This is a genomic window from Actinotalea subterranea (assembly GCF_008364845.1).
Lineage (GTDB): Bacteria > Actinomycetota > Actinomycetes > Actinomycetales > Cellulomonadaceae > Actinotalea > Actinotalea subterranea.
In genome coordinates this window covers 129999-156173 of record NZ_VTTP01000007.1, presented here as the reverse complement: position 1 = coordinate 156173, position 26175 = coordinate 129999, and the positions used below count along the sequence as shown (strand labels likewise).

Here is a 26175-nt window from a genome sequence, read left to right as displayed (position 1 = left end):
GGCATGGGCATCCTGCACACGTACGAGGCCGAGATCCGCTGGACCGGAGCGGGCACGGTGGGGACGACGAGCTACACCGCGTACAGCCGGGACCACGAGATCCACTTCGAGGGCAAGCCGCCGCTGCCGGGCTCGGCCGACCCGGCGTTCCGGGGTGACCCGAGCCGGTACAGCCCCGAGGAGCTCCTCGTGGCGGCCCTCTCCCAGTGCCACATGCTGTGGTTCCTGCACCTCGCGGCGCAGGCGGGCGTGGTCGTGACGGGGTACGCCGACGAGGTGGTCGGCACCATGCGCGTGGAGGCCGCCGGCGCCGGTCAGTTCACCCAGGTGGTGCTGCACCCGCGGGTCACCGTGCGGTCCGCCGCGGGGCAGGCCGTCGACGAGGACGTGCTCGACGCCGTGCACGGCCGCGCGGGCGAGCACTGCTTCATCAAGCGCTCCGTCAACTTCCCCGTCCGGACCGAGCCGGCCCCCGTGGTCGTCGAGAGCTGAGCACCCGGTCCGTGGAGGTCAGGCCGAGGCGAGCTCCTCCACGACGTCGAGGGCCTCGGCGAGGAACTTCCCCGTGTGGCTCCCGGGCACGGCTGCGACCTGCTCCGGGGTCCCCTGGGCGATGACGCGGCCCCCACCGGAACCGCCCTCGGGTCCCATGTCGATGACCCAGTCGGCGTTCTTGATCACGTCGAGGTTGTGCTCGATGACGATCACGCTGTTGCCCTTGTCCGCGAGCGACTGGAGCACGCCCAGGAGCTTGCGGATGTCCTCGAAGTGCAGACCCGTCGTCGGCTCGTCCAGGACGTAGGCCGTGCGGCCGCTCGAACGCTTCTGGAGCTCGCTCGCGAGCTTGACGCGCTGCGCCTCCCCGCCCGAGAGCGTGGGCGCGGGCTGCCCAAGCCGCACGTACCCGAGCCCCACGTCGACGAGGGTCTTGAGGTGCCGGGAGATCGCCGGGACCGCCGCGAAGAACTCTGCCGCCTCCTCGATGGGCATCGCGAGCACGTCGGCCACGGTCTTGCCCTTGAAGTGCACCTCGAGCGTCTCGCGGTTGTAGCGCCCGCCGTGGCACACCTCGCACGGGACGTAGACGTCCGGCAGGAAGTTCATCTCGATCTTGATGGTGCCGTCACCCGAGCACGCCTCGCAGCGACCACCCTTCACGTTGAAGGAGAACCGCCCCGGCGTGTAGCCCCGGACCTTGGCCTCGGTGGTCTCCGCGAACAGGCGCCGGACGTGGTCCCAGACACCCGTGTAGGTCGCGGGGTTGGACCTCGGGGTCCGCCCGATCGGTCCCTGGTCGACGTGCACCACCTTGTCGAGGTGCTCGAGCCCGGTCACCCGGGTGTGCCGACCGGGCACCTGCCGCGCCCCGTTGAGCTCGTTCGCCATGACCGTGTAGAGGATCGAGTTGACGAGCGTCGACTTCCCGGAGCCCGAGACCCCGGTGACAGCCACGAGGCAGCCGAGCGGGAACTCGACGTCGATGCCCGTGAGGTTGTGCTCGCGAGCACCGACGACGGTCACGAGCCGGTCGCGGTCCACCGGCCTACGGACCTGGGGCATCGGGATCTCGCGGCGCCCCGAGAGGTACGCACCGGTGACCGACTCGGTCGAGGCGAGAAGGCCGGCGAGGTCGCCCGAGTGCACGACGCGCCCGCCGTGCTCGCCGGCGCCCGGACCGATGTCGACGATCCAGTCGGCCATCCTGATCGTGTCCTCGTCGTGCTCGACGACGATCAACGTGTTGCCCAGGTCCCGGAGCCGCGTGAGCGTGTCGATGAGCCGGCGGTTGTCACGCTGGTGCAGGCCGATGCTGGGCTCGTCCAGGACGTAGAGCACACCGACGAGGCCCGAGCCGATCTGGGTGGCCAGCCGGATGCGCTGGGCCTCGCCGCCCGAGAGCGTCCCCGCGGGACGGTCGAGCGCGAGGTAGTCGAGGCCGACGTCGAGCAGGAAGCCCAGGCGGGCCTCGATCTCCTTGAGCACCTGCACGGCGATGGCGCGCTCCCGCTCGCCGAGCTCGAGGTGTCCGAGGAAGTCGCGGGCCTCACGCAGCGGCAGGGCACAGACCTCGGCGATGGAGAGGCCGCCGACGCGCACCGCGAGGACCTCGGGCTTGAGTCGGGCGCCCTCGCACACCGGGCACGGGACCTCGCGCATGAAGGACTCGTACTTCTCCTTCGACCAGTCGGACTCGGTCTCCGAGTGGCGGCGCTCGATGAAGGTGACGACGCCCTCGAACCCCGTCGAGTACTGCCGTTCCCGGCCCCACCGGTTCTTGTAGCGCACGTGGACCTGGTGGTTCTGGCCGAACAGGATCGCCTGCTTGGCACGCTCGGGCAGGGCGCGCCAGGGCACGTCCATGGCGAAACCGAGCTCGGACGCGAGCGCCGTCAGCACTCGCTGGAAGTACTCCGACGACGTCTGAGACCACGGTGCCACCGCTCCGCCCTCGAGGGTCGCGTCCTCGTCGGGGATGACGAGGTCGGGATCCACCTCCAGACGGGTCCCGATCCCCGTGCACTCCGGGCAGGCGCCGTAGGGCGCGTTGAAGGAGAACGTGCGCGGCTCGATCTCCTCGAGCGCGAGCTGGTGGTCGTTCGGGCACGCGCGGTGCTCCGAGAACCGGCGCTCCCGTCCGGGGTCGTCCGCCTCCGCGTCGACGAGCTCGACGAGCAGGAGACCGCCCGCCAGCCCGAGCGCCGTCTCGACGGAGTCCGTCAGGCGGCGCTGGACGCCGTCGCGGGCCACGAGCCGGTCGACCACGACCTCGATGGTGTGCTTGAGCTTCTTCTCGAGCGTGGGCGGCTCGGTGAGCTGCACGACCTCACCGTCGACCCGCGCCCGGGCGAAGCCCTTGGCCTGCAGCTCGCGGAAGAGGTCGGCGTACTCGCCCTTGCGGCCACGCACGACGGGCGCCAGCACCTGGTACCGGGTGCCCTCCGGCAGCTCCAGGAGCCGGTCGACGATCTGCTGGGGCGTCTGGCGGCTCACCTGCTCGCCGCAGACGGGGCAGAACTGCGTCCCCGCCCTCGCGAACAGGAGGCGCAGGTAGTCGTAGACCTCCGTGATCGTCCCCACGGTCGACCGCGGGTTCCGGTTGGTCGACTTCTGGTCGATCGAGACCGCCGGCGAGAGACCCTCGATGAAGTCGACGTCGGGCTTGTCCATCTGCCCGAGGAACTGGCGCGCGTACGCCGAGAGCGACTCGACGTAGCGGCGCTGGCCCTCGGCGAAGATCGTGTCGAACGCCAGGGACGACTTGCCCGAGCCGGACAGCCCGGTGAAGACGATCAGGCTGTCCCTCGGGAGGTCGAGGTCGACGTTGCGGAGGTTGTGCTCGCGCGCGCCCTGCACCACCAGTCGTTCGTTCACCTGATCCATCCTAGGTCGAGGGGTGCGATCCGTACAGACGTTCGAACGGTGACGTCGGCCACGTGCGTCCGGAACCCGCGGCGACGGCGTGCGGCGAGGGGCAGGATGAGCCCATGGCGTACGACGGCGTGGTTCAGCCCGGCGGTCGGGCTGCGGTCAGGGACCTCGACGAGCTCACGATCCGCAAGGTCTCGGTCGGCCCAATGGACAACAACGCGTACCTGCTGACGTGCCGGTCGAGCGGCGACCAGCTGCTCGTGGATGCGGCCGCGGACCCGCAGCGTCTCCTCGACCTCGTCCGCGAGGGCTCCGGGGCGGCGCGGCTCGACACCGTCGTGACCACGCACCGCCACGCCGACCACCACGGCGCGCTCGAGTCGATCGTGGCGGTGACCGGCGCATCGGTCGCGGCGGGCGCCGAGGACGCCTCCGCGCTCCCGGTGCCCGTGACCCGCCGTCTTCACGACGGCGACGTCCTCGCGGTGGGCCACGTCGCGCTCGACGTCGTCGCGCTGCGGGGCCACACGCCCGGTGCCGTCGCCCTGGCGTACCGCGAGCCTGAGCACGCGCGCGCCGACGACGCGCGTCCCGGCAGGGTCCACCTCTTCACGGGAGACAGCCTCTTCCCGGGTGGACCTGGCCGGACCGAGACGGCCGACGACTTCCGCTCCCTGATGCGCGACCTCGAGGACCGTGTCTTCGCCCGGTTCCCGGACGACACGTGGGTGTACCCCGGCCACGGTGCCGACACGACTCTGGGGGCCGAGCGCGGGGAGCTCCCGGCATGGTGGCAACGCGGCTGGTGAGGCGGGGTCAGTCGTCCTGGTTCCCTCTCCCGCGGCCGGGGCCCGGCTTGTCGTCCTCGTCACCCTGCTCCCGTCCCGTCGCCTGATCCTGGGCCGCCCGCTCGGCGGCCGCCTGGTCCGCCGCGGCCTGCTCGGCGGCCAGCCGGTCGGCCTCCGCCTGTGCGGCCGCCGCCTGCTCCGCGGCTGCCTGCTCCGCCGCGAGCCGCTCGGCCTCCGCCTGCCTCGCCGCCGCGAGCTCGGCAGCCGTCCGGTCCAGGGCGTCGTCGATCTCGCCGTACCGCTCCGCCGAGACCGCACCGGAATCGACGGCCGCCTCGAGCGTCTCACGCACCTGTGACACGCCGGTCTCGGCCTCGTCCAGCCGACCGGCGGCCGCGGCCTGCGTCACGGCGAGGACGGCTGCCTGAAGCTCCGTGGCGGCCCCCGGGTCGAGCTCCAGCGCGGGTGAGCAGGCCGACAGCGTGACGAGCACTCCCAGCGCCGCCACCGCGCCGTACGCCCTCCGCTCCCGCGCGGCCGGCGCCCACCGCCGGTGCACCCTCGGCTCCCCGCGCGTCATGGCTGCACGCTCCGCTGCAGGTCGGTCAACGCCTCCCCGAGCGTCCCGTCGACGCTGGGGTAGGTGGGAGGCGTCCCGCGGTCCGCCTCCTCGGTCATGACCCGGGCCGTGAACAGGCCCCCCGCGCCGAGGAGCACGACGCCCACAGCAGCCAGGGCGGCGCCCCGGTGGCGACGCCTGCCGCGGGTGTCGCGGCGCGCGAGCTCCGCTGCGGTCGGCCGGACGCGTGGCTCCCCCGCCGCACGCTCCGCGGTCGCCCGCACCTCCTCGGGCGCGAACCTGCGCGTCGGCTCCGGCGGGAGCCCGGGGCTGCCCGCGCGGCCGGTCTGACCGCCCTCGGCCCTCGTCGGCGCAGCGCGCGGCGGGATGACAGCCGGCCGCTCGCCGGCCCGCGCAGCGCCGCTGCGCCCCGTCGTGACGGCGGGCGGCGCGGCAGGCTCGGGCCCGGTGAGGTCGAGGGCGCCGGTGGGGGCCAGGGGCCGAGCGGCGTCGAGCGCCACGTGCGGGGACGGCGCGGTCGCCATCGCCCCCGTCGGCACGTCGCCGGCCGGGACCGGAGCGTCGAGGATCGCAGCCAGATGCGCTGCGACCTCCGCCGCGGGCGGCCGCTCCTCCGGCCGACGCCGCGTCATCGCCGAGAGGACCTCGGCCCACGCGGCCCCGAAAGCCGTGGGCACCTGCGGCGACGTGGTCAGCCGTGCTGCGGCGACCTCGACCACGGTCCCGGTGAAGGCCTTGCGACCCGTGAGGCACTCGAGGAGCACGAGGCCGAGCGCGTACACGTCCGTCGCGGGGCCGACGACGCCCCCGGCGGCCTGCTCCGGGCTCAGGTAGGTCGCCGTGCCCAGCGTGGTGCCCGTCACGGTCAGCCGCGCCCCGTCGGCGAGCAGGGCGATCCCGAAGTCGGCGATCTTGACGACGGGCCCCGTCGTCAGGGCGAGCGCGGGGTCCTCAGAAGCCCTCTCCTGCGTGCCGTCGCGGTCCACGAGCAGCACGTTCGCGGGCTTCACGTCGCGGTGCACCACACCGGCCGCGTGCACCGTCGCGAGTGCCTCCGCCATCTGCCGCCCCACACGCGCCGCATGCCTGGAGCTCAGGGGACCTTCGTGGAGCCGGTCGGCCAGCGTGGGTCCGTGCACGAGCTCCATGACGAGGTAGGTCTGGCGCAACGGCCCGCCGACGTGCGCCGAGCCGGCGTCGTGCAGCGTCACGAGGCCGGGGTGGCTGAGCTGCCCGAGCACACGGATCTCGGCCTGGTGGCGCAGCACGTCCTCGGCGTGCTCGGCGACCGGTGGGAAGAGCTTGATCGCGACGTCGCGGCCGAGGACCGTGTCGTGCGCGCGGTAGACGGTCGCCATGCCGCCCTGCCCGAGCACGTCCTCGAGGCGGTACCGGTCGTCGAGGAGGACCCCACGGACCATGTCTGCCTGTGGCACCGCGTCCGCCTCCCGCTCCTGGATCGATCGCACAGGTGACCACCTGCTCTCGCCGTCCCGTCGACGGTAGGTGGGGGCTGCGCGTCCCGCACGCCGAGACGAGGCACCCCGCGGGTGAACCGACGGCAGAATGCGGGGATGACCGTCTACGCCGTCCAGTACGTGTACGACCCTCGCGCCGACGTGCGTGACGTGGTCCGGCCCGAGCACCGTCGCTTCCTCGCCGAGCTGTTCGAGGCCGGCGCCCTGCTGGCCAGCGGGCCCTGGACGGGGCCGACCGAGGGCCACGAGCCCGGAGCGCCGGAGGCTGCCGCGGAGGCCGACGGCGCCCTCCTCCTGCTCCGCGCGGAGTCACGTGCCGACGCGGAGGCGGTGCTGGACCGTGACCCGTTCGCGCGGCGGGGCCTGGTCGCCCGCCGGACGTTGAGGCCCTGGAACCCGGTCTTCGGTCCCTGGAGCTAGGCGGTCGGCTCGTCGGGGCCGGCCGACCCCGACGGGCGCCCGACGGCGCTCGCAGCGCGGACGCCCTCCTCCGGGCCGACCTCGCTCCCGGGCTCGGCGCCGACGGGAACGGCGGCGACAGGAACGGCGCGCCCGTCGCGGCGGGTCTTGAGAAGGCTCGCGACGGTGGCGACCGTGAGCGTGCCCAGGATGATGGTGAGCGACAGCCAGATCGGGATCTCCGGCGCCCACGCGACGTGCTGGCCACCGTTGAGGAAGGGCAGCTCGTTGGTGTGGAGCGCCTCGAGCACGAGCTTCACGCCGATGAACCCCAGGATGATCGCAAGACCCTCTGACAGGTACACGAGGCGCCGCAGCAGGCCGCCGAGCAGGAAGTACAGCTGGCGGAGCCCGAGGAGGGCGAACACGTTCGTCGTGAAGACGATGTACGGCTCCTTGGTCAGGCCGAAGATCGCCGGGATCGAGTCGAGGGCGAAGAGCACGTCCGTCGAGCCGATGGCGATCATCACGACCAGCATCGGCGTGACGAGCCGGCGCCCGCCCTCCCGGGCGGTCAGCCGGTCGCCGTGGTACTCGGGCGTCGACGGGACGAGGCGGCGGACCAGCCGCAGGAGGCGGTTCTCGTGGAACTCCTCAGGCTCCTCGCTGTCGTGGTCCTCGCGTGCGAGCTTGACGGCCGTGTAGATGAGGAACGCGCCGAAGAGGTAGAACACCCACGAGAACTGCGCGATCGCGGCCGCGCCCGCGGCGATGAAGAGCCCACGCAGGAGGAGCGCGATCGCGACACCCACGAGCAGCACCTTCTGCTGGTAGATCCGCGGGACCGCGAAGCGCGTCATGATGATCAGGAAGACGAAGAGGTTGTCGACGGAGAGGCTCTTCTCCGTGACGTACCCGGCGAAGTACTCGCCTCCGTGACCGGTGCCCCACACGAGCGTCAGCGCGACGCCGAAGATCACGGCGAGGGCGACGTAGACGCCTGTCCAGACGGCCGACTCCTTGAACGACGGCTCGTGGGGTGTGCGCACGTGCGCGTAGAAGTCGAAGACCATGAGCGCGATGCTGCCGACGACCGTGACAGCCCAGACCCACAACGGAACGCCCACGCGTGTACCTCCGGTACGAAGCGACGAGTACCGGAGGTCTCCTCCGCCCGGCGCACCGTGGCGCGGTGCTCGGACCAGCGGAACCGGGTCTGCGTCGACGCCGACCGTGATGACGGCTCCACTGCGGCGGGAGTACTCCCCTCCAACGGTCCGAGGATACCGCTGCGCGCGGTCAGGCCGTCGCGGCCTGCATCTGCCGGAGCTCGCGCTTGAGGCCGGAGATCTCGTCGCGCAGGCGTGCCGCGAGCTCGAACTGCAGCTCCGCGGCAGCCCCGTGCATCTGGTCGCTGAGCTCCTGGATGAGCTCGGCGAGCTCCGCCGCAGGCACGGCAGCGAGCTTGGCGCGCGGTGAGGCGTCCTTCGCGGTGCTCGCCCCGCGCGGCACGGGCGCCTTGCCCTTGCCGGAGTTCCGGTAGCCGCCCTTGAGGAGCTCCTCGGTGTCGAGGTCCTCCCGCGCGAGCATGTCCGTGACATCGCTGATGCGCTTGCGCAGCGGCGTGGGGTCGATCCCGTTGGCCACGTTGTACGCGACCTGCTTCTCACGGCGCCGCGACGTCTCGTCGATCGCGAGAGCCATCGCCGGTGTGATCTTGTCCGCGTACATGTGCACCTGGCCGGAGACGTTGCGCGCGGCCCGGCCGATCGTCTGGATCAGCGACGTGCCGGAACGCAGGAACCCCTCCTTGTCGGCGTCGAGGATGCTCACGAGCGAGACCTCGGGCAGGTCGAGCCCCTCGCGCAGGAGGTTGATGCCCACCAGGACGTCGAACTGGCCGAGGCGGAGCTCACGCAGGAGCTCGACGCGGCGCAGCGTGTCGACCTCCGAGTGCAGGTACTGGACCCGCACCCCCTTCTCGAGGAGGTAGTCCGTCAGGTCCTCGGACATCTTCTTCGTCAGCGTGGTGACGAGGACCCGCTCGTCACGATCCACCCGCACCCGGATCTCGTGGAGCAGGTCGTCGATCTGCCCCGTCGTCGGCTTGACGACGACCTCGGGGTCGACCAGTCCCGTCGGCCGGATGATCTGCTCGACGACGCCGTCCGACTGGGACAGCTCGTACGCGCCGGGGGTGGCCGACAGGTAGACCGTCTGGCCGATGCGCTCGACGAACTCCTCCCAGCGCAGCGGTCGGTTGTCCATCGCGCTCGGGAGCCGGAACCCGTGCTCGACGAGAGCGCGCTTGCGCGACATGTCGCCCTCGAACATCGCACCGATCTGCGGGACGGTGACGTGGGACTCGTCGATGACCAGGAGGAAGTCCTCCGGGAAGTAGTCGAGGAGCGTGTTCGGGGGTGTCCCCGGGCCGCGCCCGTCGATGTGCCGCGAGTAGTTCTCGATGCCCGAGCAGCTGCCGACCTGGCGCATCATCTCGATGTCGTAGGTGGTTCGCATGCGCAGGCGCTGCGCCTCGAGGAGCTTGTTCTGCCGCTCGAGCTCGCCGAGCCTCGCCTCGAGCTCGGCCTCGATGCTCCCGATCGCGCGCTCCATGCGCTCCGGACCCGCCACGTAGTGGGTCGCCGGGAAGAGGTGCACCTCAGGCTCGGAGCGGATCACGTCACCCGTGAGCGGGTGCAGCAGGTGGATGGCCTCGATCTCGTCGCCGAAGAACTCGATCCGGATCGCGAGCTCCTCGTACACCGGGATGATCTCGACGGTGTCGCCGCGGACCCGGAACGTGCCCCGGGTGAACGCCATGTCGTTGCGCGTGTACTGCATCGTCACGAAGCGGCGGAGCAGCTGGTCCCGCTCGATCTGGTCGCCGACGCTCAGGTGGACCATCCGGTCCACGTACTCCTGCGGGGTGCCCAGGCCGTAGATGCACGAGACGGAGGCGACCACGACCACGTCCCGTCGGGTCAGGAGCGAGTTCGTCGCGGAGTGCCGCAGCCGCTCGACCTCGTCGTTGATCGACGAGTCCTTCTCGATGTAGGTGTCCGTCTGGGCGATGTACGCCTCGGGCTGGTAGTAGTCGTAGTACGAGACGAAGTACTCGACCGCGTTGTTCGGCAGCAGCTCGCGGAACTCCGTCGCGAGCTGCGCGGCGAGAGTCTTGTTGGGTGCCATCACGAGCGTCGGCCGCTGGAGCTGCTCGATGAGCCACGCCGTGGTCGCCGACTTGCCCGTGCCGGTGGCGCCCAGGAGCACCACGTCCTTCTCCCCCGCCTGGATGCGGCGCGTCAGGTCGGCGATCGCCGTCGGCTGGTCGCCCGACGGCGTGTACTCGGAGACGACCTCGAGGGGCGCGACACGGCGTTGCAGGTCGGTCACAGGGCGCATGCGACAACCGTACGTCGAGCCACCGACATCGCCGGCCGCGAGTCCCCGGGGCCGGGAGGCGACGCGGGCCGGGCGCGAGCCGCTACCCGACCGCACGTCGCACCCGGTCAGTCCTCGACTCCCCCGCTCAGCCGGACCTCGTCCGCACCGGCGGCACGCATCAGGGCCACGAGCGCCCGGGCCGCGTCGGCCGTGGCCATCGACGGGCCGTCGGCGACCTGCTCCGGCGTGCGGGGGACGTGCACGAACCCGCCACGCACGCCCGGCCGCCCGTCGAGCAGGTGCATCAGGGCGTAGAAGGTCGCGTTGCACACGTAGGTGCCGGCGGAGTGGGACACCTCGACGGGCACCCCGGTACCGCGCACCGCCAGGATGCACGCCTTGACGGGCAGGCTCGAGAAGAACGCCGTCGGTGCGCCCGCGACCACCGGCACGTCGACCGGTGCGGAGCCCTCGTTGTCCGGGATGCGCGCGTCGATCAGGTTCAGGGCGACGCGCTCGATGCCGACGGCGAACCTGCCGCCCGCCTCGCCCACGCAGAGCACGACGTCGGGCGCGTGCTCCGCGACGGCCGTGCGCAGCGCCTGACGAGCGCCGCGGAACGACACCGGCAGCTGCCTCGTCAGGAGCCGGTCGGGCCCCTCCCACGCCGACGCGACGGCTTGCACTGCCGCCCAGGACGCGTTGACGGGCTGCTCGTCGAAGGGCTCGAACCCCGTCAGGAGGACGGTACGCACGGCCTGCCGTCGGTCCGCGTCGCTCACTCGGCGCCGTCGTCGTCGTGGTGCGCCGCGGGCACCGGCTCGGCGAGCCAGCGGTCCCACAGGGCGTCGACCTGCGCACGCAGCCCCTCGACCGTGCCGGAGCCGTCGAGCACGACGTCCGCCTTCGCGATCCGCTCGTCGTCGTCGGCCTGCGCGGCCAGGCGCGCCCAGGCCTGCGACTCGCTGAGCCCGCGCCCCTCCACGAGGCGCTCCACCCGGAGCTCGGGCGGGGCGTCGACGACGACGAGGTGGTCGAAGTGCCCGGCCTGGCCGCTCTCGACGAGCAGCGGGATGTCGTGCACCACCACGTTCGCGAACGCCGCCCGGGCGGCCTCCTCGCGGGCATCGGCGGCGCGGCGCACCAGGGGGTGCACGAGCGCGTTGAGACGTTCGCGGGCCTGCGGGTCCGCGAAGACGACCGCGGCGAGCGCTGCCCGGTCGAGCTCGCCGAGGGGCCCGACGACGCCCGGGCCGAACGCCTCGACGACAGCCGCCAGCCCGGTGCTGCCCGGGGCGACCACCTCGCGGGCGAGGACGTCGTGGTCGACGACGACCGCGCCTAGCTCGCGCAGGCGCTGCGCGACCACCGACTTCCCCGCGGCGATCCCGCCGGTCAGGCCGATCCTCAGCACGCCGCCATCCACCTCGTGCCTGCGTCCGCTCATCCCGTCAGGGTAGACCGGCCCCCGGACGTGGGTGCGTGCACCGGCGCCGGACCTGAGGGCGTGCGTCGGCCGAGACGCCGGCGCGTGGACCGGCCCCGGACGCCGACGGGCCGGCCACCCGAAGGTGACCGGCCCGTCGAACGTGGACCTGGCGCCGCAGCGCCGAGGATCAGTTGCCCGTGAGCTTCTCGCGCAGAGCGGCGAGCGCCTCGTCCGAGGCGAGCGTGCCCGCTGCCTCGTCGACCGGGGCAGAGGAGTAGCTGCTCGTCGACGAGGACGAGACACCGGTGTCGGGCGAACCCGCAGCGTCCGCGTCGGCCTGGGCGGCCTCGGCGACCTGCTTCTTGTGCGCCTCCCAGCGGGCGTGCGCGGCCGCGTACTGGGCCTCCCACGTCTCGCGCTGCGCCTCGAAGCCCTCGAGCCACTCGTTGGTCTCGGGGTCGAAGCCCTCGGGGTACTTGTAGTTCCCCTTCTCGTCGTACTCGGCGGCCATGCCGTAGAGCGCGGGGTCGAAGTCCTCGCTCGTGGGGTCGAGCCCCTCGTTGGCCTGCTTGAGCGACAGCGAGATGCGGCGACGCTCGAGGTCGATGTCGATGACCTTGACGAACGTGTCGTCACCGACGTTGACGACCTGCTCGGGCAGCTCGACGTGGCGCACGGCCAGCTCGGAGATGTGCACGAGGCCCTCGATGCCGTCCTCGACGCGCACGAACGCACCGAACGGGACGAGCTTGGTGACCTTGCCGGGCACGACCTGGCCGATGGCGTGCGTCCGGGCGAACGCCTGCCACGGGTCCTCCTGCGTCGCCTTGAGCGACAGGGAGACACGCTCGCGGTCGAAGTCGACGTCGAGGACCTCGACCGTGACCTCTTGGCCGACCTCGACGACCTCGGACGGGTGGTCGATGTGCTTCCACGACAGCTCGGAGACGTGCACGAGGCCGTCGACGCCGCCGAGGTCCACGAACGCACCGAAGTTGACGATCGAGGACACGACGCCGGGACGGACCTGGCCCTTCTGCAGCGTCTGCAGGAAGGTCGAGCGCACCTCGGACTGCGTCTGCTCGAGCCAGGCACGGCGCGAGAGGACGACGTTGTTGCGGTTCTTGTCGAGCTCGATGATCTTCGCCTCGATCTCCTTGCCGACGTACGGCTGGAGGTCACGGACGCGACGCATCTCCACGAGCGACGCGGGCAGGAAGCCACGCAGGCCGATGTCGAGGATGAGGCCACCCTTGACGACCTCGATGACGGTGCCGGTGACGACGCCGTCCTCTTCCTTGATCTTCTCGATCGTGCCCCAGGCGCGCTCGTACTGGGCGCGCTTCTTCGACAGGATCAGCCGGCCTTCCTTGTCCTCCTTCTGGAGGACGAGGGCCTCGACGACGTCGCCGACGGTGACGACCTCGTCGGGGTCGACGTCGTGCTTGATCGAGAGCTCGCGGGAGGGGATGACACCCTCGGTCTTGTAGCCGATGTCCAGCAGGACCTCGTCACGGTCGACCTTGACGATGGTGCCTTCGACGATGTCACCGTCGTTGAAGTACTTGATGGTCGCGTCGATCGCGGCGAGGAAGTCCTCACTCGAGCCGATGTCGTTGATCGCGACCTGAGGCGGGGCCGACTTCGTAGGGGTGGAGATGGTCATTGAGTTTCGAGCTCCGATGCGGACAGGGAGTAGTGCGGACAGGGATTGAACGGGATCTTCAGGCTGGGGCCGTCGCATGGACGTGCCACACCAGCGGACATCTTATGCGTGGCGTGAAGGCGGGTCAAAGGGTCGTGCGGCGAGTCGCCGCCCGCACGGGCCGTGCTCGACCGGCGACCATCCTCCGCGGCTCCGTCGTCCGCCGACCCGACGGGGCGCAGGCGCGACGACGGGGAGGGCCGGCACCGTGGTGCCGACCCTCCCCGTGCGCGAGCCGGGTGGCCCTGGCCTGGTCAGGACAGGACCTGGGCCGCCCGGAGCAGGTCGGCCGGCACGTGCTTGACGCGGCCGGCGATCTCGGCGAGCGGGACGAGCTCGATGCGCTCGCCGCGCAGTGCGGTCATGACGGAGGTGGTGCCCGACGAGATCGCGTCCATCGCCGCGACGCCGAACCGGCTCCCGAGGATCCGGTCCGTGGGTGTCGGGGACCCGCCCCGCTGCACGTGGCCGAGGATGGTGACGCGGGTGTCGAACCCGGTGCGCTTGGCGATCTCCGCGGCGACCCGCTCGCCGATGGCCCCGGCGACGATCTCGCCGTACTTGCCGAGCTGGGTCGTGTAGTCCATCGATCCCCCCTCGCGCGGCATGGCGCCCTCGGCGACGACGACGATCGAGAAGTTCGCGTGCGCGCGGTGCCGGTGCTTGAGGAACTTGACGACCTGGTCGATGTCGAACGGCTCCTCGGGGGCGAGGACGAGCTCGGCGCCACCCGCGATGCCCGCGTTGACCGCGATCCAGCCCGCGTGCCGCCCCATGACCTCGACGACCATGACGCGGTTGTGGCTCTCGGCCGTCGTGTGGACGCGGTCGATCGCCTCGGTCGCGATGTTCACCGCGGTGTGGAAGCCGATCGACAGGTCCGTCCCCTCGACGTCGTTGTCGATCGTCTTCGGGATCGCGACGATCCGGACGCCGGCCTCGGCGACCTTGCTCGCCGCGTGGAGCGTCCCGTCCCCGCCGATGCAGATGAGGGCCTCGATGCGCTCGGCCTCGAGGGTGGCCATGACTGCGTCGATGCCGCCGTTCTCCTCGTTGGGGTGGTACCGGGCAGTGCCGAGCAGGGTCCCGCCCACGGGCAGGACGTTGCGGATGTGCTCACGACCGAGCGGCAGGACGTCGCCGTCGACGACACCCTTCCAGCCGTTGCGGAAGCCGATGATCGAGTGCCCGTAGGTGCCCTCGCCGTGCTTGACGACCGCACGGATCGCGGCGTTGAGACCGGGGCAGTCGCCGCCACCGGTGAGAAGTCCGACGCGCACGAGTAACACTCCTTCATCTGCGGAATGGGCTTCGGGTCCCACGCCACGATGCGCACCCGTGAACCCAGCCTATCCACCCCTGCGCCGCGGGCCCGGGCCCTGGGTCCCTGGGCAAGGAGCGAGGCCCGGGCTCCTCACCCCGCGCGCAGGCTCAGCTCCAGGTCCCGGCCGGGGATCGCGTCGAGCAGCATGCGCGTGTACTCCTGCTGCGGGTGGTCGAACACGTCGTCGGCGCTCCCCTGCTCGACGATCCGGCCCCGCTCCATGACGCACACGTGATCCGCGATCTGCCGCACCACGGCGAGGTCGTGGCTGATGAAGAGGTAGCTGAGGCCGAGCCGGTGCTGGAGGTCGGCGAGCAGGTGCAGGATCTGCGACTGGACGATGACGTCGAGCGCGGACACCGCCTCGTCGCACACCACGAGGTCCGGGTTGAGGGCGAGCGCGCGGGCGATCGCGACGCGCTGGCGCTGACCACCGGACAGCTCTGCCGGGTACCGCCGCAGCAGGTCGGGCGTGAGCGCGACGTCGGACATGAGCTCGAGGACCCGGGCCCGACGTTCCGACGCCGTGCCGTACCCGTGCGCACGGAGCGGCTCCTCGATCGTCCGGTAGATCGTGTAGAGCGGGTCGAGCGACGCGTACGGGTCCTGGAAGATCGGCTGCACCTGACGGCGGAAGCGCACCTCGGCCGCACGGTCGGCACCGCCGACGGCCACACCGTTGAAGAGGATGCTGCCCGACGTCGGAGCGGTCAGGTCGAGCATCATGCGCGCGACCGTCGACTTGCCCGAGCCCGACTCCCCCACGATCGCGACGGTCTTGCCCCGCGGGATCGTGAAGCTGACGCCGTCGACCGCGGTGAAGTCCGTCCCGCGCGACAGGAGCCCCTTCCCGCGCAGGCGGAAGACCTTCGAGACGTCCTTGACCTCGATGATCGCGTCGGTCGTGACGTCCGACTCGTCGCTCGAGAGCGCGAGCAGGTCCTCCTGGACCAGCGCGGCGCCGGCGCCCGAGTGCTTCGCGAGCTGGATCCGGCGCGACGCGAGCGACGGCGCCGCCGCGAGCAGCCGACGGGTGTACTCGTGCTGCGGCTGGGTGAGGATCTGCGTGGCGGGGCCCTGCTCGACCACCTCCCCCCGGTACATGACGACGATCCGCTGGGCGCGCTCCGCCGCGAGGCCCAGGTCGTGCGTGATGAGGAGGACCGCCGTGCCGAGCTCCGCCGTCAACGCCTCGAGCCGGTCGAGGATCGTGCGCTGGACCGTCACGTCGAGCGCGGACGTCGGCTCGTCGGCGATGAGCAGCTTCGGGCGGCACGACAGGCCCATGGCGATCAGCGCCCGCTGCCGCATGCCGCCGGAGAACTCGTGCGGGTACTGCGCGGCCCGGTGCTCGGCGTCGGGCAGCCCCGCCTCCTCGAGGAGCGCGACGGCGCGCCGGCGGGCCGCGCCGCCGCGGGCGACGCCGTTGTCCTCGAGCGCCTCGACGATCTGCGCCCCCACGCGCATCACCGGGTTGAGGTTGGACATCGGGTCCTGCGGGACCATCCCGATCTGCGAGCCACGCATGCGCGCGACCCCCGCCCCGCCGAGCGCCGCGACGTCGGTGCCGTCGAAGCGGATGGTGCCGCCGGTCACCTTCCCGTTCTGGGCGAGCAGCCCGATGACGGCCATCGCGGTGGTCGACTTGCCCGAACCCGACTCACCCACGATCGCCACGGTCTCGCCGGGCATCACGTCGAACGAGGCGCCGCGGACCGCCGCCGTCGAGCCGTGCTGCGTCCGGAACGTCACCTCCAGGTCGCGGATGCTCAGCAGCGGCTGCGCGGGCGGACGTGCGCCGCCCTCGGGCCGGCCGGCGTCCAGGGCCGGGTGGTCGGTCGTCGTGCCCTCGACCGGCTGGTCCGGTGCCACCGCGTTCACCTCGTCCTCGTCTTGGGGTCCAGGGCCTCGCGCAGCGCCTCGCCGAAGAGCGTGAAGCCGAGCGCGGTCACCGCGATCAGGGCGCCGGGCCACAGCGCCAGGCGCGGCGCGACCTCGAGCTCGCTCTGCGCGGCCGTGAGCATCCGCCCCCACTCCGCTGTCGTCGGGGAGCCGCCGCCGAGGCCGAGGAAGGACAGCGCCGCGGCCTCGATGACCGCCGTCGCGAGCATGAGCGTCGCCTGGACGATCACGGGGCCGAGGCTGTTGGGCAGGATGTGGCTCATGGTGACCGTGCGGCGGGAGAGGCCCAGCGACCGCGCCGCGAGCACGTAGTCCTGCCCCCGTTGGGCGAGCATCGTGCCCCGCAGGAGGCGCGCGAAGATCGGCACCTGGACCACGCCGATGGCGACGATGACCGCCGTCGACGACTGGCCGATCACGGCCGCGATCGACACGGCGAGGAGCAGCGACGGCACCGAGAGCATGAGGTCCACGAGGCGCATCGTGAGCGTGTCGACCCACCCGCCGAACGCCCCTGCGAGCAGACCGAGCAACGCGCCCCCGACGAGGCCCAGGACCGTCGACAGCACGCCGATCAGGAGCGAGGCGCGCGCGCCCCAGATGAGCTTGGAGAGCAGGTCGCCGCCGTAGCGGTCGAGCCCGAGCGGGTAGGCGTCGGACGGCCCCGGGATGAAGGTCGGCCGGATCTCCGCCCGGCCGGGAAGGGCGTCCGCCCCGTAGGCGGCAAGCACGGGCGCGAGGAGCGCGACGACGACGAAGGCGGTGACGATGACGGCACCGATCACCGCTCCCGGGTTGCGGCGCATGCGGCGCAAGGCCTGGCGCCAGATGCTCGCCCCCTCGTCGTGACGTCCGGCGGCCGGTGCGCCGGACGCAGCAGGGCCGCCGGGTCCGGCCGTCGTGGCGCCCGCACCGCCGTGGGAGGCGTCGCCGGGCACGTCGCCGTGGATGAGGCCCTGGGCGCTCGGGTCGGTGGTCATCGCACTCGCATCCTGGGGTCGATGAGGCCGTACGAGACGTCGACCGCGAGGTTGGCCAGGGCGTAGACGACGGCGACGAAGAGGATGAACCCCTGGAGCACGGCGTAGTCGAGCTCGAACACGGCGTTCGCGAGGAAGCTGCCGATGCCGTTGAACGCGAACACCGTCTCGGTCAGGACCGCGCCCGACAGCAGCAGGCCCACCTGGAGGCCGATCGTGGTCGAGACGGGCAGCATCGCGTTGCGCAGCACGACCCTGCGTCGCAGGCGCGGCGGTCTGAGCCCCTTCGCGCGGGCCGTGCGGACGTAGTCGGCGTTCTGGACCTCGATGACCGACGCCCGCGTGATGCGCGTGATGATCGCGAGCGGGATCGAGCCCAGCGCGAGGGCCGGGAGCACCAGGTGCGCGAGCGCGTCCCAGGACGCGTCCCACTCGCGCGTCAGGAGGCCGTCGAGCACGTAGAAGTTGGTCGGGTGCGTCGCGATCATCGCCGGGTCCTGCCGGCCCGCGGACGGGAACCAGCCGAGCTGGACCGCGAACACGAACTTCAGGAGGAAGGCGAGGAAGAACACGGGGACCGTCACGCCGAGCAACGACGCGGCGACGGTCGTCTGGTCGAGCCAGCGGCCCTGGTAGCGGGCCGCGAGGTAGCCGAGCGGGATGCCGAGGCCGACGGCGATGACGAGGGCGAGTGCCGTCAGCTCGACGGTCGCGGGGAACCGCGTGAGGAACTCCTCGAGCACCGGGACCCGGGTGCGCGTCGAGACGCCGAAGTTGCCGCTGAGCAGCTGGCCGAGCCACGTGACGTACTGCTCGAGGACGGGCCGGTCGAACCCGTACAGCTCGTTGATGCGCTCGACGGCCTCGGGTGTGGCGCGCTCCCCCAGGAGCGCCGTGGCCGGCCCTCCGGGGAGCGCGCGGACCCAGAGGAAGAGCAGCACGGACAAGCCGAGCAGGGTCGGGACGAGCAGCGCGAGGCGCTGCAGGACGAGACGCATCATCGAACGAGCCCGCTCCTCAGCCAGTCGGTCGAGCACAGCCTCCCGGCCGGCCCCAGCGTGTGGTCACGACGTGACGTGCGCCGGACCCCGCGGGGCCCGGCGCACGTCGGGTCAGTCCTCCAGCGTGATCACGTTGTAGACCTCGTCCTGCACGGGCGACGCCGGGTAGCCCTGGACCGACGGGCTGAACGCGAGCGACGGGACCGGGTGCGCGAGCGGGACGCCGGGGAGCCGCTCGAGGATCGCCTCGTTCGCAGCCTCGTAGGCCGCCGTCTGGTCCTCGACGCTCGTCTGGTACCGGGCGTCACCGATCATCTGGAACAGCTCCGGGTCGTCGAAGCCCCACTCCATGGACGTCCCGCCGAAGAAGACGCCGATGAAGTTGTAGGTGTCGTTGTAGTCGCCCGTCCAGCCGAGCAGGTGCAGGCCGTGGTCGGGCGTGCCCTGCATGCGGTCGAGGTACTCGGGGTTCCACGGCTCCGGGACCGGGTTGACGGTGATCCCGACCTCCTGGAGGTCGGCACTGATCGACTGGAACACCTGCTCCGGCGTCGGCATGTACGGGCGCGACACGTTCGTCGGGTAGTTGAAGTCGATCGTCAGGTCGGACTTGCCGGCCTCGGCCAGCAGCGCCTTGGCCTTCTCGGGGTCGTAGTCGTACGTCGCGACCGAGTCGCTCCAGCCTGCGACCGACGGCGGCACGAAGTTCGTGGCGACCTCGGTGCCCTCCGGAAGGGTCTGCGCGACGAGCGCCTCCTTGTTGATCGCGTGGGCGATCGCCTGGCGCACACGCAGGTCGGCGAGCTCCGGGTCGGCCTGGTTCATGCCGAGGTACAGGATGTTGAACGGCTCCCGGTTGACGATCTGGAAGCCGGCCTCCTCGAGGGCCTCGACGTCCGCCGGGCCGACGAGGTCGTACCCGTCGATGTCGCCCGCCTGGAGCGCCTGCCGCCGTGCCGTCGCGTCGTCGATGATCGGGAACACGATGCGCCGGATCTGACCCTGCTCGCCCCAGTAGTCGGGGTTCGCCGTCAGCACGACCTCCTGGCCCGGGCTCCACGACTCGAACAGGTACGGGCCGGTGCCCGTGGGGTGCGCCGTCGCGTACTCGGGCAGCACGGGCGCGGCCGAGTCACCCGAGACGTCGTCCGCGCCGTACTCCTCGAGCGCCGTGGGCGACTGCATCGAGAAGGACGGCAGCGAGAGCGCCGAGATGAACTCGGGCAGCGGGCTGCGCAGGTGGATGACGGCCGTCGTCTCGTCGGGCGCCTCACAGCTCTCGTACTTGCCGGTGCCGTCGAGGGACTCGACGTCGCTCGTGGCGAAGCCGCCGTTCACCTTCTGCCAGTAGTAGGAGAGGCTCTCGGACTGCAGGACGCCGGTGAAGCTGTTCCAGCGCTCGAAGTTCGCGCACACCGCCTCGCCGTCGAACGGCGTGCCGTCGTGGAACATCACGTCGGCCTTGAGGTCGAAGGTGTACGTCAGGCCGTCCTCGCTGACCTCCCACGACTCCGCCAGCAGGGGGGCCGGGTCGGCCGTCCCGGGCTCGGTCCCCACCAGGCCCTCGAAGATCTGGCGTGCGACACGGAACGACTCGCCGTCGTTGGCGAACGCCGGGTCCAGCGACGCGGGGTCCGACGACGCCGCGAAGATGAACGTGTCGCGCTCCGCGCTGCCGCCGTCCGCCGTCTCGTCGCCGGTCGCGTCGCGGTCGCTCGCTGCGCAGGCGGTCAGCGCCAGGCCGGCGAGCGCCGTCAGGGCGGTCGCCCTCAGGAAGGTCCTCACACCATCACCCCTCGTTACGGAAACATGTGTCTTGTCCGTGCGGGTCGTGCGTCTGACGTCCGAGCGGCCTGTACCCGTGCTTGGGACCGCGGCGCTCGTCTTCGAGACGCCGCCGGCGCCCGATCGGGCCGACGCTAACCACCCCGGATCACGCCAGTGTTACCGGGGTGTGACATCAATGACTCGGAGAAACTACAGCCATGAGCGCGATCCCGCCCGACGTGACCGGATTCTGGCCCGTGCCCGACGCCGCCGGCGGCAGCGCCGCCCGCGGGTGGTGGGACCGGAACGCCGCCGAGTACCTGGCCGAGCACGGGGAGTTCCTCGGCCCCGCCGACTTCTGCTGGTGCCCCGAAGGCCTGCGCGAGGCGGACGCAGGACTCCTCGGCCCCGTCGCCGGACGACGCGTCCTCGAGGTCGGCGCGGGTGCGGCCCAGTGCACCCGGTGGCTCCGCCGGCACGGTGCTCAGGCGGTGGCGACCGACGTCTCGGCCGGGATGCTCGACGAGGGACGGCGGCTGGATGCGGCGACCGGCGTGCGCACGCCCGCGGTGGTCGCCGACGCGCGCGCCCTGCCGTTCGGGGACGACACGTTCGACGTCGCCTTCACGGCGTTCGGTGCGATCCCCTTCGTGCCCGACGCCGAGGCGGTGCACCGTGAGGTCGCGCGGGTGCTGCGCACCGACGGCCGGTGGGTCTTCGCGGTGACGCACCCGATCCGCTGGGCGTTCCCGGACGACCCGTCGGAGCGCGGCCTCACAGCGATCCGCTCGTACTTCGACCGGAGGCCCTACGTCGAGTCCGACCACACCGGCCGTGTCGCCTACGCCGAGTACCACCGGACGCTGGGCGATCACGTCGGGGAGCTCGCCAGGGCCGGGTTCCGGCTCGAGCGGCTCGTCGAGCCCGAGTGGCCGGCGGGCCACGAACGCACTTGGGGAGGGTGGGGGCCCGTGCGCGGCGCTCTCCTGCCCGGCACGGCGATCTTCGTCTGCCGCCTCGCCTGACGCCCGACGCCCACCGGCTGACACCTCACGTCCGGTGCGGCCGCGCGCTGCTCCGCCCACGCCCACGCCGATCCGGGCGGGACGCGCCGCACACGCGGCACGCCCCGCCCGGCCCCCTGCCCGTGCACAGGCCGGACCGGTCAGTGCACCACGGCCTTCTCCGACCCCGCACCGGTCAGCGAGCGGACCTCCATCTCGGCGAACTTCTCGGGGTTCGCCTCCTCCTTGCCGAGCAGCGTCCCGACGATGCCGAGCAGGAACGCGAGCGGGATCGAGATGATCCCGGGGTTGGAGAGCGGGATGAAGGCGAAGTCGATGGACGTGTCCTTGATCATCGACAGGCTCGCACCGGTCACCGGGTCGACCTTGCCCGAGACGACGGGCGAGAACGCGATGAGCACGACGCAGGAGATCAGCCCGCCGTACATGCTCCACAGCGCGCCTGAGGTGTTGAACCGCTTCCAGAACAGCGAGTACAGGATCGTCGGGAGGTTCGCGCTCGCGGCGACGGCGAAGGCCAGCGCCACGAGGAACGCGATGTTCTGCCCGTTGGCGAAGATGCCGCCCGCTATGGCCAGGATCCCGATCGCGAGGACGGTGATCCGCGCGACCCTGACCTCTCCGTCCGGGTTCACCTCGCCGTGCTTGATGACGGACGCGTAGATGTCGTGCGCGAAGGACGCCGCGGCGGTGATCGTGAGCCCCGCGACGACGGCGAGGATCGTCGCGAACGCGACCGCGGAGATGAACCCGAGCAGCAGCGGCCCGCCGAGCTCGAAGGCGAGCAGAGGCGCCGCCGAGTTCACGCCCCCTGGTGCGGCCTTGATCACGTCCGGCCCGACGAGCGCGCCGGCGCCGTAGCCGAGCACGAGCGTGAACAGGTAGAAGACGCCGATGAGCCAGATCGCCCACACGACCGAACGACGGGCCTCCTTGGCCGTGGGCACGGTGTAGAACCGCATGAGCACGTGCGGCAGGCCGGCGGTGCCCAGGACGAGAGCGAGCGCGAGCGACAGGAAGTCGAGCCGGGTCAGTGCGGAGATGCCGTACTGCTTGCCCGGCTCGATCAGCGCCGCGCCCCCGTCGCCGCCCATGTCGACAGCGCCCTGGAGCAGGTCGGACAGGTTGAAGCCGTAGAGGGTCAAGACCCACGCCGTCATGACGGCCGCGCCCGCGATGAGGAGGACGGCCTTGATGATCTGGACCCAGGTGGTGCCCTTCATGCCGCCGATGAGCACGTAGAGGATCATGAGCGCGCCGACCACCGCGATGACGATGCTCTGCCCGGCGACGCCCTCGATGCCGAGCAGGAGGGCGACGAGCCCGCCCGCTCCGGCCATCTGCGCCAGCAGGTAGAAGAACACGACCGCGAGCGTCGCGAGGGCAGCGGCCATGCGCACCGGGCGCTGCTTGAGGCGGAACGACAGGACGTCCGCCATCGTGAACTTGCCGGTGTTGCGCAGCAGCTCGGCCACGAGCAGCAGGGCGACCAGCCACGCGACGAGGAAGCCGATCGAGTACAGGAACCCGTCGTACCCGTTCACGGCGATCGCACCGGTGATCCCGAGGAAGCTGGCGGCCGACAGGTAGTCCCCCGCGATGGCCGTGCCGTTCTGGGGCCCGGTGAAGGACCGGCCCGCCGCGTAGTAGTCCGCGGCGGTGCGGTTGTTGCGGGAGGCCCGGAACACGATGACGAGCGTCACGAGGACGAACGCGGCGAAGATCGCGATGTTGACCGCGGGCTCGCCGATCTGCGTCGTGGGTGCCGCGGCGGTCTGCACGCTCATCGCACCTCACCCAGCTCGATGTGGCGTCGCAGCTTGTCGGCGACGGCGTCCTGACGTCGGTTGGCCCACGCTGCGTAGATCATCGTGATCGCGAACGTCGAGACGAACTGGCCGAGCCCGAAGAGCAGGCCGACAGTGATGTTGCCGGTGACGCGGGTGCTCATGAAGTCGTGGGCGTAGGCCGCGAGCAGCACGTAGATCAGGTACCAGGCGAAGAAGAGCCCCGTCATCGGGAAGACGAAGCGGCGAAAGCGGGACCGCAGGTCCTGGAACTCCTGCGACCGCTGGACTCGTTGGTAGTCGGTCTCTGGCGGGTCGATGACCTCAGACATACTGCCTCCGTCTTCTGTCCGGGTGGCCACGCTGCCACCGCGGGTGAAAGTGTGGCCCACATCACCCGGTACGGCCAGACATCACGACGGATCGCGCGATAAGGACACCCCTCGTCACCGCCGGGACCTGGGGCGCTGCACCACCAAGCGCATGTCCACATGATGGACATTCGCCTATACCCCCGGGCGTACGACGCGCGAGGGGGTCAGGCGTCTGGCGGGCGCGTCAGTGGGCGGCCTCGTGCCAGCTCGCACCTGTGCCGACGGAGACGTCGAGAGGCACGGACAGCGGGGCCGCGGAGCCCATCTCCTCGCGGACGATCCGCTCGACCTCATCGCGCTCCCCGGGCGCGACCTCGAGCACCAGCTCGTCGTGCACCTGCAGGAGCATGCGGGAGGTGAGACCCTCTGCGCGCAGCCGCGCGTCGACCCCCAGCATCGCGACCTTGATGAGGTCCGCCGCGCTGCCCTGGATCGGCGCGTTGAGTGCCATGCGCTCGGCCATCTCCCGGCGCTGACGGTTGTCGCTCGTCAGGTCGGGCAGGTACCGCCGCCGCCCGAGGATGGTCGCCGTGTAGCCCGTGCGTCGGGCCTCGTCGACGACGCCCGCGAGGTAGTCCCGCACGCCACCGAACCGCGCGAAGTAGTCCTCCATGAGAGTGGCGGCCTCGCTCACGGCGATCGAGAGCTGCTTGGAGAGGCCGAAGGAGGACAGCCCGTACGCGAGCCCGTAGGACATCGCCTTGATCTTCGAGCGCATCTGGGACGTCACCTCGTCCGTAGGCACGCCGAACACGCGCGACCCCACGAAGCTGTGCAGGTCCTCCCCAGAACGGAAGGCCGCGATGAGGCCCTCGTCGCCTGACAGGTGCGCCATGATGCGCATCTCGATCTGGCTGTAGTCGGCCGTGAGCAGCGTCTCGAAGCCGTCCCCGACGACGAACGCGCGGCGGATCTGCCGACCCGCCTCGGTGCGGATCGGGATGTTCTGCAGGTTCGGGTCGGTGGACGACAGGCGGCCCGTGGCGGCGATCGTCTGCTGGAACGTCGTGTGGATCCGTCCGTCCGCACCCACGGAACGCAGGAGCCCCTCCACGGTCTGCCGTAGGCGCGAGGCGTCGCGGTGGGCCAGGAGGTGTGCGAGGAACGGGTGCTCCGTGCGCTCGAACAGGTCGGTCAGCGAGGCCGCATCGGTCGTGTAGCCGGTCTTGATCTTCTTGGTCTTGGGCATGCCCAGCTGGTCGAACAGCACCTCCTGGAGCTGCTTGGGCGACCCGAGGTTGACCTCGCGGCCGATGACGGCGAAGGCCTCCGCGGCCGCGTCCTCCACGGCCGCCGCGAACTCGCGCTCGAGCTCGGTGAGGTAGCCGACGTCGGCGGCGATCCCCGTGCGCTCCATGGCGGCGAGGACCCCGACGAGAGGGAGCTCGACGTCGTCGAGCAGGCGTCGCGAGCCCCGGTCCACGAGCTCGGCGCCGAGCACGTCGGTGAGCTCCGCGACCGCCGCGGCGCGGACGCCCGCCCGCCGTACCTCGGAGCCGCCGTCGAGGTCGAGCTCGAGCGCGCCCTGACCTGCGCCCGCGGCACCGGCCTCGGTGCGCAGCTCGCGGTGCAGGTGCCGCACGGTGAGGTCGCCCAGCTCGTACGACCGCTGGTCGGGGAAGCAGAGGTAGGACGCGAGCAGGGTGTCGAAAACGACGCCCTCGAGCCGCAGCCCACGCCCGTCCAGCGCGTGCCATGCCGCCTTCGCACCGTGCACGGCCTTCGGCTGCGCGGTGTCCGCGAGCCACGCGGCGAGGGCCGCCTCGTCGAGCGGGTCGATGTCCGCGAGGTCCAGGCCGATCGCCGTCGTGGCGCCGTCCGCGACCGCGAGGACCCAGGCATCGCCGCCAGCGGGCACGCTGCGCCCCTCGACGTCCACCGCGAGCGTGCGACCCGCCCGCTCCGCGAACCATGCGGCGAGCGCACCGGGCGGCGGCGTCGCGACGTCGAGATCGAAGGCCGTCGTCTCGGGCGCGTCCTCGGGGACCATCGCGAAGAGGCGCTCACGCAGCGTGCGGAACTGGAGGGCGTCGAAGACCCGGTGCATGGCCTCCCGGTCCCAGGGCTGGACCCCGAGGTCACCGACGCCGAGGGGCAGGTCGACGTCGGTCACCGCAGCGTTCAGGAGGCGGTTGAGCCGCACCTGGTCCAGGTTCGCCCGCAGGCTCTCCCCTGCCTTGCCCGCGATCTGCGGGGCCGCTGCCAGCACCCCGTCGAGGCCGCCGTACGTCGTGATCCACTTCGCGGCGGTCTTGGGCCCGACACCGGGCACGCCCGGCAGGTTGTCGCTCGTCTCCCCCACGAGCGCGGCGAGGTCGGGGTAGCGCACCGGCGCGACCCCGTACTTCTCCTCGACGGCGCCGGGCGTGAAGCGCACGAGGTCGGAGACGCCCTTGCGCGGGTAGAGCACCGTCACCTCGGGACGGACGAGCTGGAGCGCGTCGCGGTCGCCGGTGCACACGAGGACGTCCATGCCCTGCGCGACCGCATCGGTGGTGAGCGTCGCGATGATGTCGTCCGCCTCGAACTGCTCCTTCTGGAGCGTCTGGATCCGCAGGCTCTCGAGGATCTCCTTGATGAGCGGGACCTGACCCTTGAACTCCGACGGCGTCGCGTCGCGCGTGCCCTTGTACTCGGGGTACTGCTCGGTGCGGAACGTGGTGCGCCCGGCGTCGAAGGCGACCGCGACGTGCGTGGGGCCCTCGTCGCGCAGGAGGTTGGCGAGCATCGCCGTGAAGCCGTACACCGCGTTCGTCGGCTCGCCCGTGGTCGTCGAGAAGTTCTCGACGGGCAGGGCGAAGAACGCCCGGTACGCCATCGAGTGCCCGTCGACGAGCAGGAGGAGGGGTCGGTTTCGCGCCTGGTCGCTCACGGTGCCAA

Annotated in this window: 20 protein-coding genes; 4 read left to right on the top strand and 16 right to left on the bottom strand. The window is 71.5% G+C overall.

The window, feature by feature from the left end; translation table 11 throughout:
• Window positions 1-3: 3 nt before the first annotated feature.
• Entirely contained in the window at window positions 4-492 is a 489-nt protein-coding gene (locus tag FZ988_RS13145; RefSeq protein ID WP_149204476.1) for an OsmC family protein, read from the top strand.
• Between the two features lie 18 nt (window positions 493-510).
• Here the strand turns inward: FZ988_RS13145 and uvrA are convergent, their stop codons facing one another.
• On the bottom strand, window positions 511-3372 hold the full coding sequence (gene uvrA / locus FZ988_RS13140) for an excinuclease ABC subunit UvrA (protein ID WP_188079100.1): 2862 nt from the start codon (window positions 3370-3372) through the stop codon (window positions 511-513).
• Window positions 3373-3485: 113 nt separating this feature from the next.
• Here uvrA and FZ988_RS13135 point away from each other — a divergent pair, with 113 nt between their 5' ends.
• Window positions 3486-4178 (top strand): MBL fold metallo-hydrolase, encoded by a 693-nt coding sequence (locus tag FZ988_RS13135; protein WP_149204474.1) that lies wholly within the window; start codon window positions 3486-3488, stop codon window positions 4176-4178.
• A gap of 7 nt (window positions 4179-4185) precedes the next feature.
• Here FZ988_RS13135 and FZ988_RS18570 read toward each other — a convergent pair whose 3' ends face one another.
• Window positions 4186-4737 (bottom strand): hypothetical protein, encoded by a 552-nt coding sequence (locus tag FZ988_RS18570; protein ID WP_188079099.1) that lies wholly within the window; start codon window positions 4735-4737, stop codon window positions 4186-4188.
• Window positions 4734-6206, bottom strand: a complete 1473-nt coding sequence (locus FZ988_RS13125; protein WP_246169487.1) for a serine/threonine-protein kinase — start codon at window positions 6204-6206, stop codon at window positions 4734-4736. The genes FZ988_RS18570 and FZ988_RS13125 overlap by 4 nt, the downstream gene beginning before the upstream one ends.
• A 105-nt stretch (window positions 6207-6311) precedes the next feature.
• On the opposite strand from FZ988_RS13125, the gene FZ988_RS13120 reads away from it, so the two are divergent.
• Window positions 6312-6635: a YciI family protein gene (locus FZ988_RS13120; protein WP_149204473.1), complete on the top strand. Its 324-nt coding sequence runs from the start codon at window positions 6312-6314 to the stop codon at window positions 6633-6635.
• Here the strand turns inward: FZ988_RS13120 and FZ988_RS13115 are convergent.
• The 10 genes from FZ988_RS13115 to FZ988_RS13070 all read right to left on the bottom strand — a co-directional run bounded on the left by FZ988_RS13115 (window position 6632) and on the right by FZ988_RS13070 (window position 20127).
• Window positions 6632-7741: a TerC family protein gene (locus FZ988_RS13115; protein WP_149204472.1), complete on the bottom strand. Its 1110-nt coding sequence runs from the start codon at window positions 7739-7741 to the stop codon at window positions 6632-6634. The genes FZ988_RS13120 and FZ988_RS13115 overlap by 4 nt on opposite strands.
• 172 nt (window positions 7742-7913) lie before the next feature.
• Entirely contained in the window at window positions 7914-10019 is a 2106-nt protein-coding gene (uvrB, locus tag FZ988_RS13110; RefSeq protein WP_149204471.1) for an excinuclease ABC subunit UvrB, read from the bottom strand.
• A 107-nt stretch (window positions 10020-10126) separates the two neighbouring features.
• The gene (pcp, locus tag FZ988_RS13105; protein WP_246169486.1) at window positions 10127-10783 is read right to left on the bottom strand and encodes a pyroglutamyl-peptidase I; all 657 of its coding nucleotides are present in this window, start codon (window positions 10781-10783) and stop codon (window positions 10127-10129) included.
• Window positions 10780-11448, bottom strand: coding sequence for a dephospho-CoA kinase (coaE, locus tag FZ988_RS13100; protein WP_425457982.1), 669 nt, complete (start codon window positions 11446-11448; stop codon window positions 10780-10782). The genes pcp and coaE overlap by 4 nt, the downstream gene beginning before the upstream one ends.
• Window positions 11449-11617: 169 nt before the next feature.
• A complete protein-coding gene (gene rpsA / locus FZ988_RS13095; RefSeq protein WP_149204469.1) occupies window positions 11618-13096 on the bottom strand; it encodes a 30S ribosomal protein S1 in 1479 nt (492 codons plus the stop codon).
• A gap of 293 nt (window positions 13097-13389) precedes the next feature.
• Window positions 13390-14415 carry a 6-phosphofructokinase gene (locus FZ988_RS13090; RefSeq protein ID WP_149204468.1) on the bottom strand — a complete coding sequence of 342 codons (1026 nt, stop codon included), beginning with the start codon at window positions 14413-14415 and terminating at the stop codon, window positions 13390-13392.
• A gap of 134 nt (window positions 14416-14549) precedes the next feature.
• Window positions 14550-16283, bottom strand: coding sequence for a dipeptide ABC transporter ATP-binding protein (locus tag FZ988_RS13085; protein WP_149204520.1), 1734 nt, complete (start codon window positions 16281-16283; stop codon window positions 14550-14552).
• 53 nt (window positions 16284-16336) lie between these two features.
• Complete coding sequence (locus tag FZ988_RS13080) at window positions 16337-17341, bottom strand: ABC transporter permease (protein ID WP_149204467.1); 1005 nt, start codon at window positions 17339-17341, stop codon at window positions 16337-16339.
• Window positions 17338-18342, bottom strand: a complete 1005-nt coding sequence (locus tag FZ988_RS13075) for an ABC transporter permease (RefSeq protein WP_149204466.1) — start codon at window positions 18340-18342, stop codon at window positions 17338-17340. The genes FZ988_RS13080 and FZ988_RS13075 overlap by 4 nt, the downstream gene beginning before the upstream one ends.
• Window positions 18343-18453: 111 nt before the next feature.
• Window positions 18454-20127 (bottom strand): ABC transporter substrate-binding protein, encoded by a 1674-nt coding sequence (locus FZ988_RS13070; RefSeq protein WP_149204465.1) that lies wholly within the window; start codon window positions 20125-20127, stop codon window positions 18454-18456.
• A 200-nt stretch (window positions 20128-20327) separates the two neighbouring features.
• On the opposite strand from FZ988_RS13070, the gene FZ988_RS13065 reads away from it, so the two are divergent.
• The gene (locus FZ988_RS13065) at window positions 20328-21134 is read left to right on the top strand and encodes a class I SAM-dependent methyltransferase (protein ID WP_149204464.1); all 807 of its coding nucleotides are present in this window, start codon (window positions 20328-20330) and stop codon (window positions 21132-21134) included.
• A gap of 140 nt (window positions 21135-21274) precedes the next feature.
• Here FZ988_RS13065 and FZ988_RS13060 read toward each other — a convergent pair whose 3' ends face one another.
• The 3 genes from FZ988_RS13060 to polA all read right to left on the bottom strand — a co-directional run bounded on the left by FZ988_RS13060 (window position 21275) and on the right by polA (window position 26167).
• Window positions 21275-22921 (bottom strand): solute symporter family protein, encoded by a 1647-nt coding sequence (locus FZ988_RS13060; RefSeq protein ID WP_149204463.1) that lies wholly within the window; start codon window positions 22919-22921, stop codon window positions 21275-21277.
• A complete protein-coding gene (locus FZ988_RS13055; RefSeq protein WP_149204462.1) occupies window positions 22918-23253 on the bottom strand; it encodes a DUF485 domain-containing protein in 336 nt (111 codons plus the stop codon). The genes FZ988_RS13060 and FZ988_RS13055 overlap by 4 nt, the downstream gene beginning before the upstream one ends.
• Before the next feature lie 226 nt (window positions 23254-23479).
• Complete coding sequence (gene polA / locus FZ988_RS13050) at window positions 23480-26167, bottom strand: DNA polymerase I (RefSeq protein WP_281287184.1); 2688 nt, start codon at window positions 26165-26167, stop codon at window positions 23480-23482.
• Between the last annotated feature and the right edge of the window lie 8 nt (window positions 26168-26175).

Coding starts and splice junctions, on each gene's coding strand:
- FZ988_RS13145 (WP_149204476.1), top strand. CDS start 4: ATGGGCATCCTGCACACGTACGAGGCCGAGATCCGCTGGACCGGAGCG.
- FZ988_RS13135 (WP_149204474.1), top strand. CDS start 3,486: ATGGCGTACGACGGCGTGGTTCAGCCCGGCGGTCGGGCTGCGGTCAGG.
- FZ988_RS18570 (WP_188079099.1), bottom strand. CDS start 4,737: ATGACGCGCGGGGAGCCGAGGGTGCACCGGCGGTGGGCGCCGGCCGCG.
- FZ988_RS13120 (WP_149204473.1), top strand. CDS start 6,312: ATGACCGTCTACGCCGTCCAGTACGTGTACGACCCTCGCGCCGACGTG.
- uvrB (WP_149204471.1), bottom strand. CDS start 10,019: ATGCGCCCTGTGACCGACCTGCAACGCCGTGTCGCGCCCCTCGAGGTC.
- coaE (WP_425457982.1), bottom strand. CDS start 11,448: ATGAGCGGACGCAGGCACGAGGTGGATGGCGGCGTGCTGAGGATCGGC.
- rpsA (WP_149204469.1), bottom strand. CDS start 13,096: ATGACCATCTCCACCCCTACGAAGTCGGCCCCGCCTCAGGTCGCGATC.
- FZ988_RS13080 (WP_149204467.1), bottom strand. CDS start 17,341: ATGACCACCGACCCGAGCGCCCAGGGCCTCATCCACGGCGACGTGCCC.
- FZ988_RS13075 (WP_149204466.1), bottom strand. CDS start 18,342: ATGATGCGTCTCGTCCTGCAGCGCCTCGCGCTGCTCGTCCCGACCCTG.
- FZ988_RS13065 (WP_149204464.1), top strand. CDS start 20,328: ATGAGCGCGATCCCGCCCGACGTGACCGGATTCTGGCCCGTGCCCGAC.
- FZ988_RS13060 (WP_149204463.1), bottom strand. CDS start 22,921: ATGAGCGTGCAGACCGCCGCGGCACCCACGACGCAGATCGGCGAGCCC.
- FZ988_RS13055 (WP_149204462.1), bottom strand. CDS start 23,253: ATGTCTGAGGTCATCGACCCGCCAGAGACCGACTACCAACGAGTCCAG.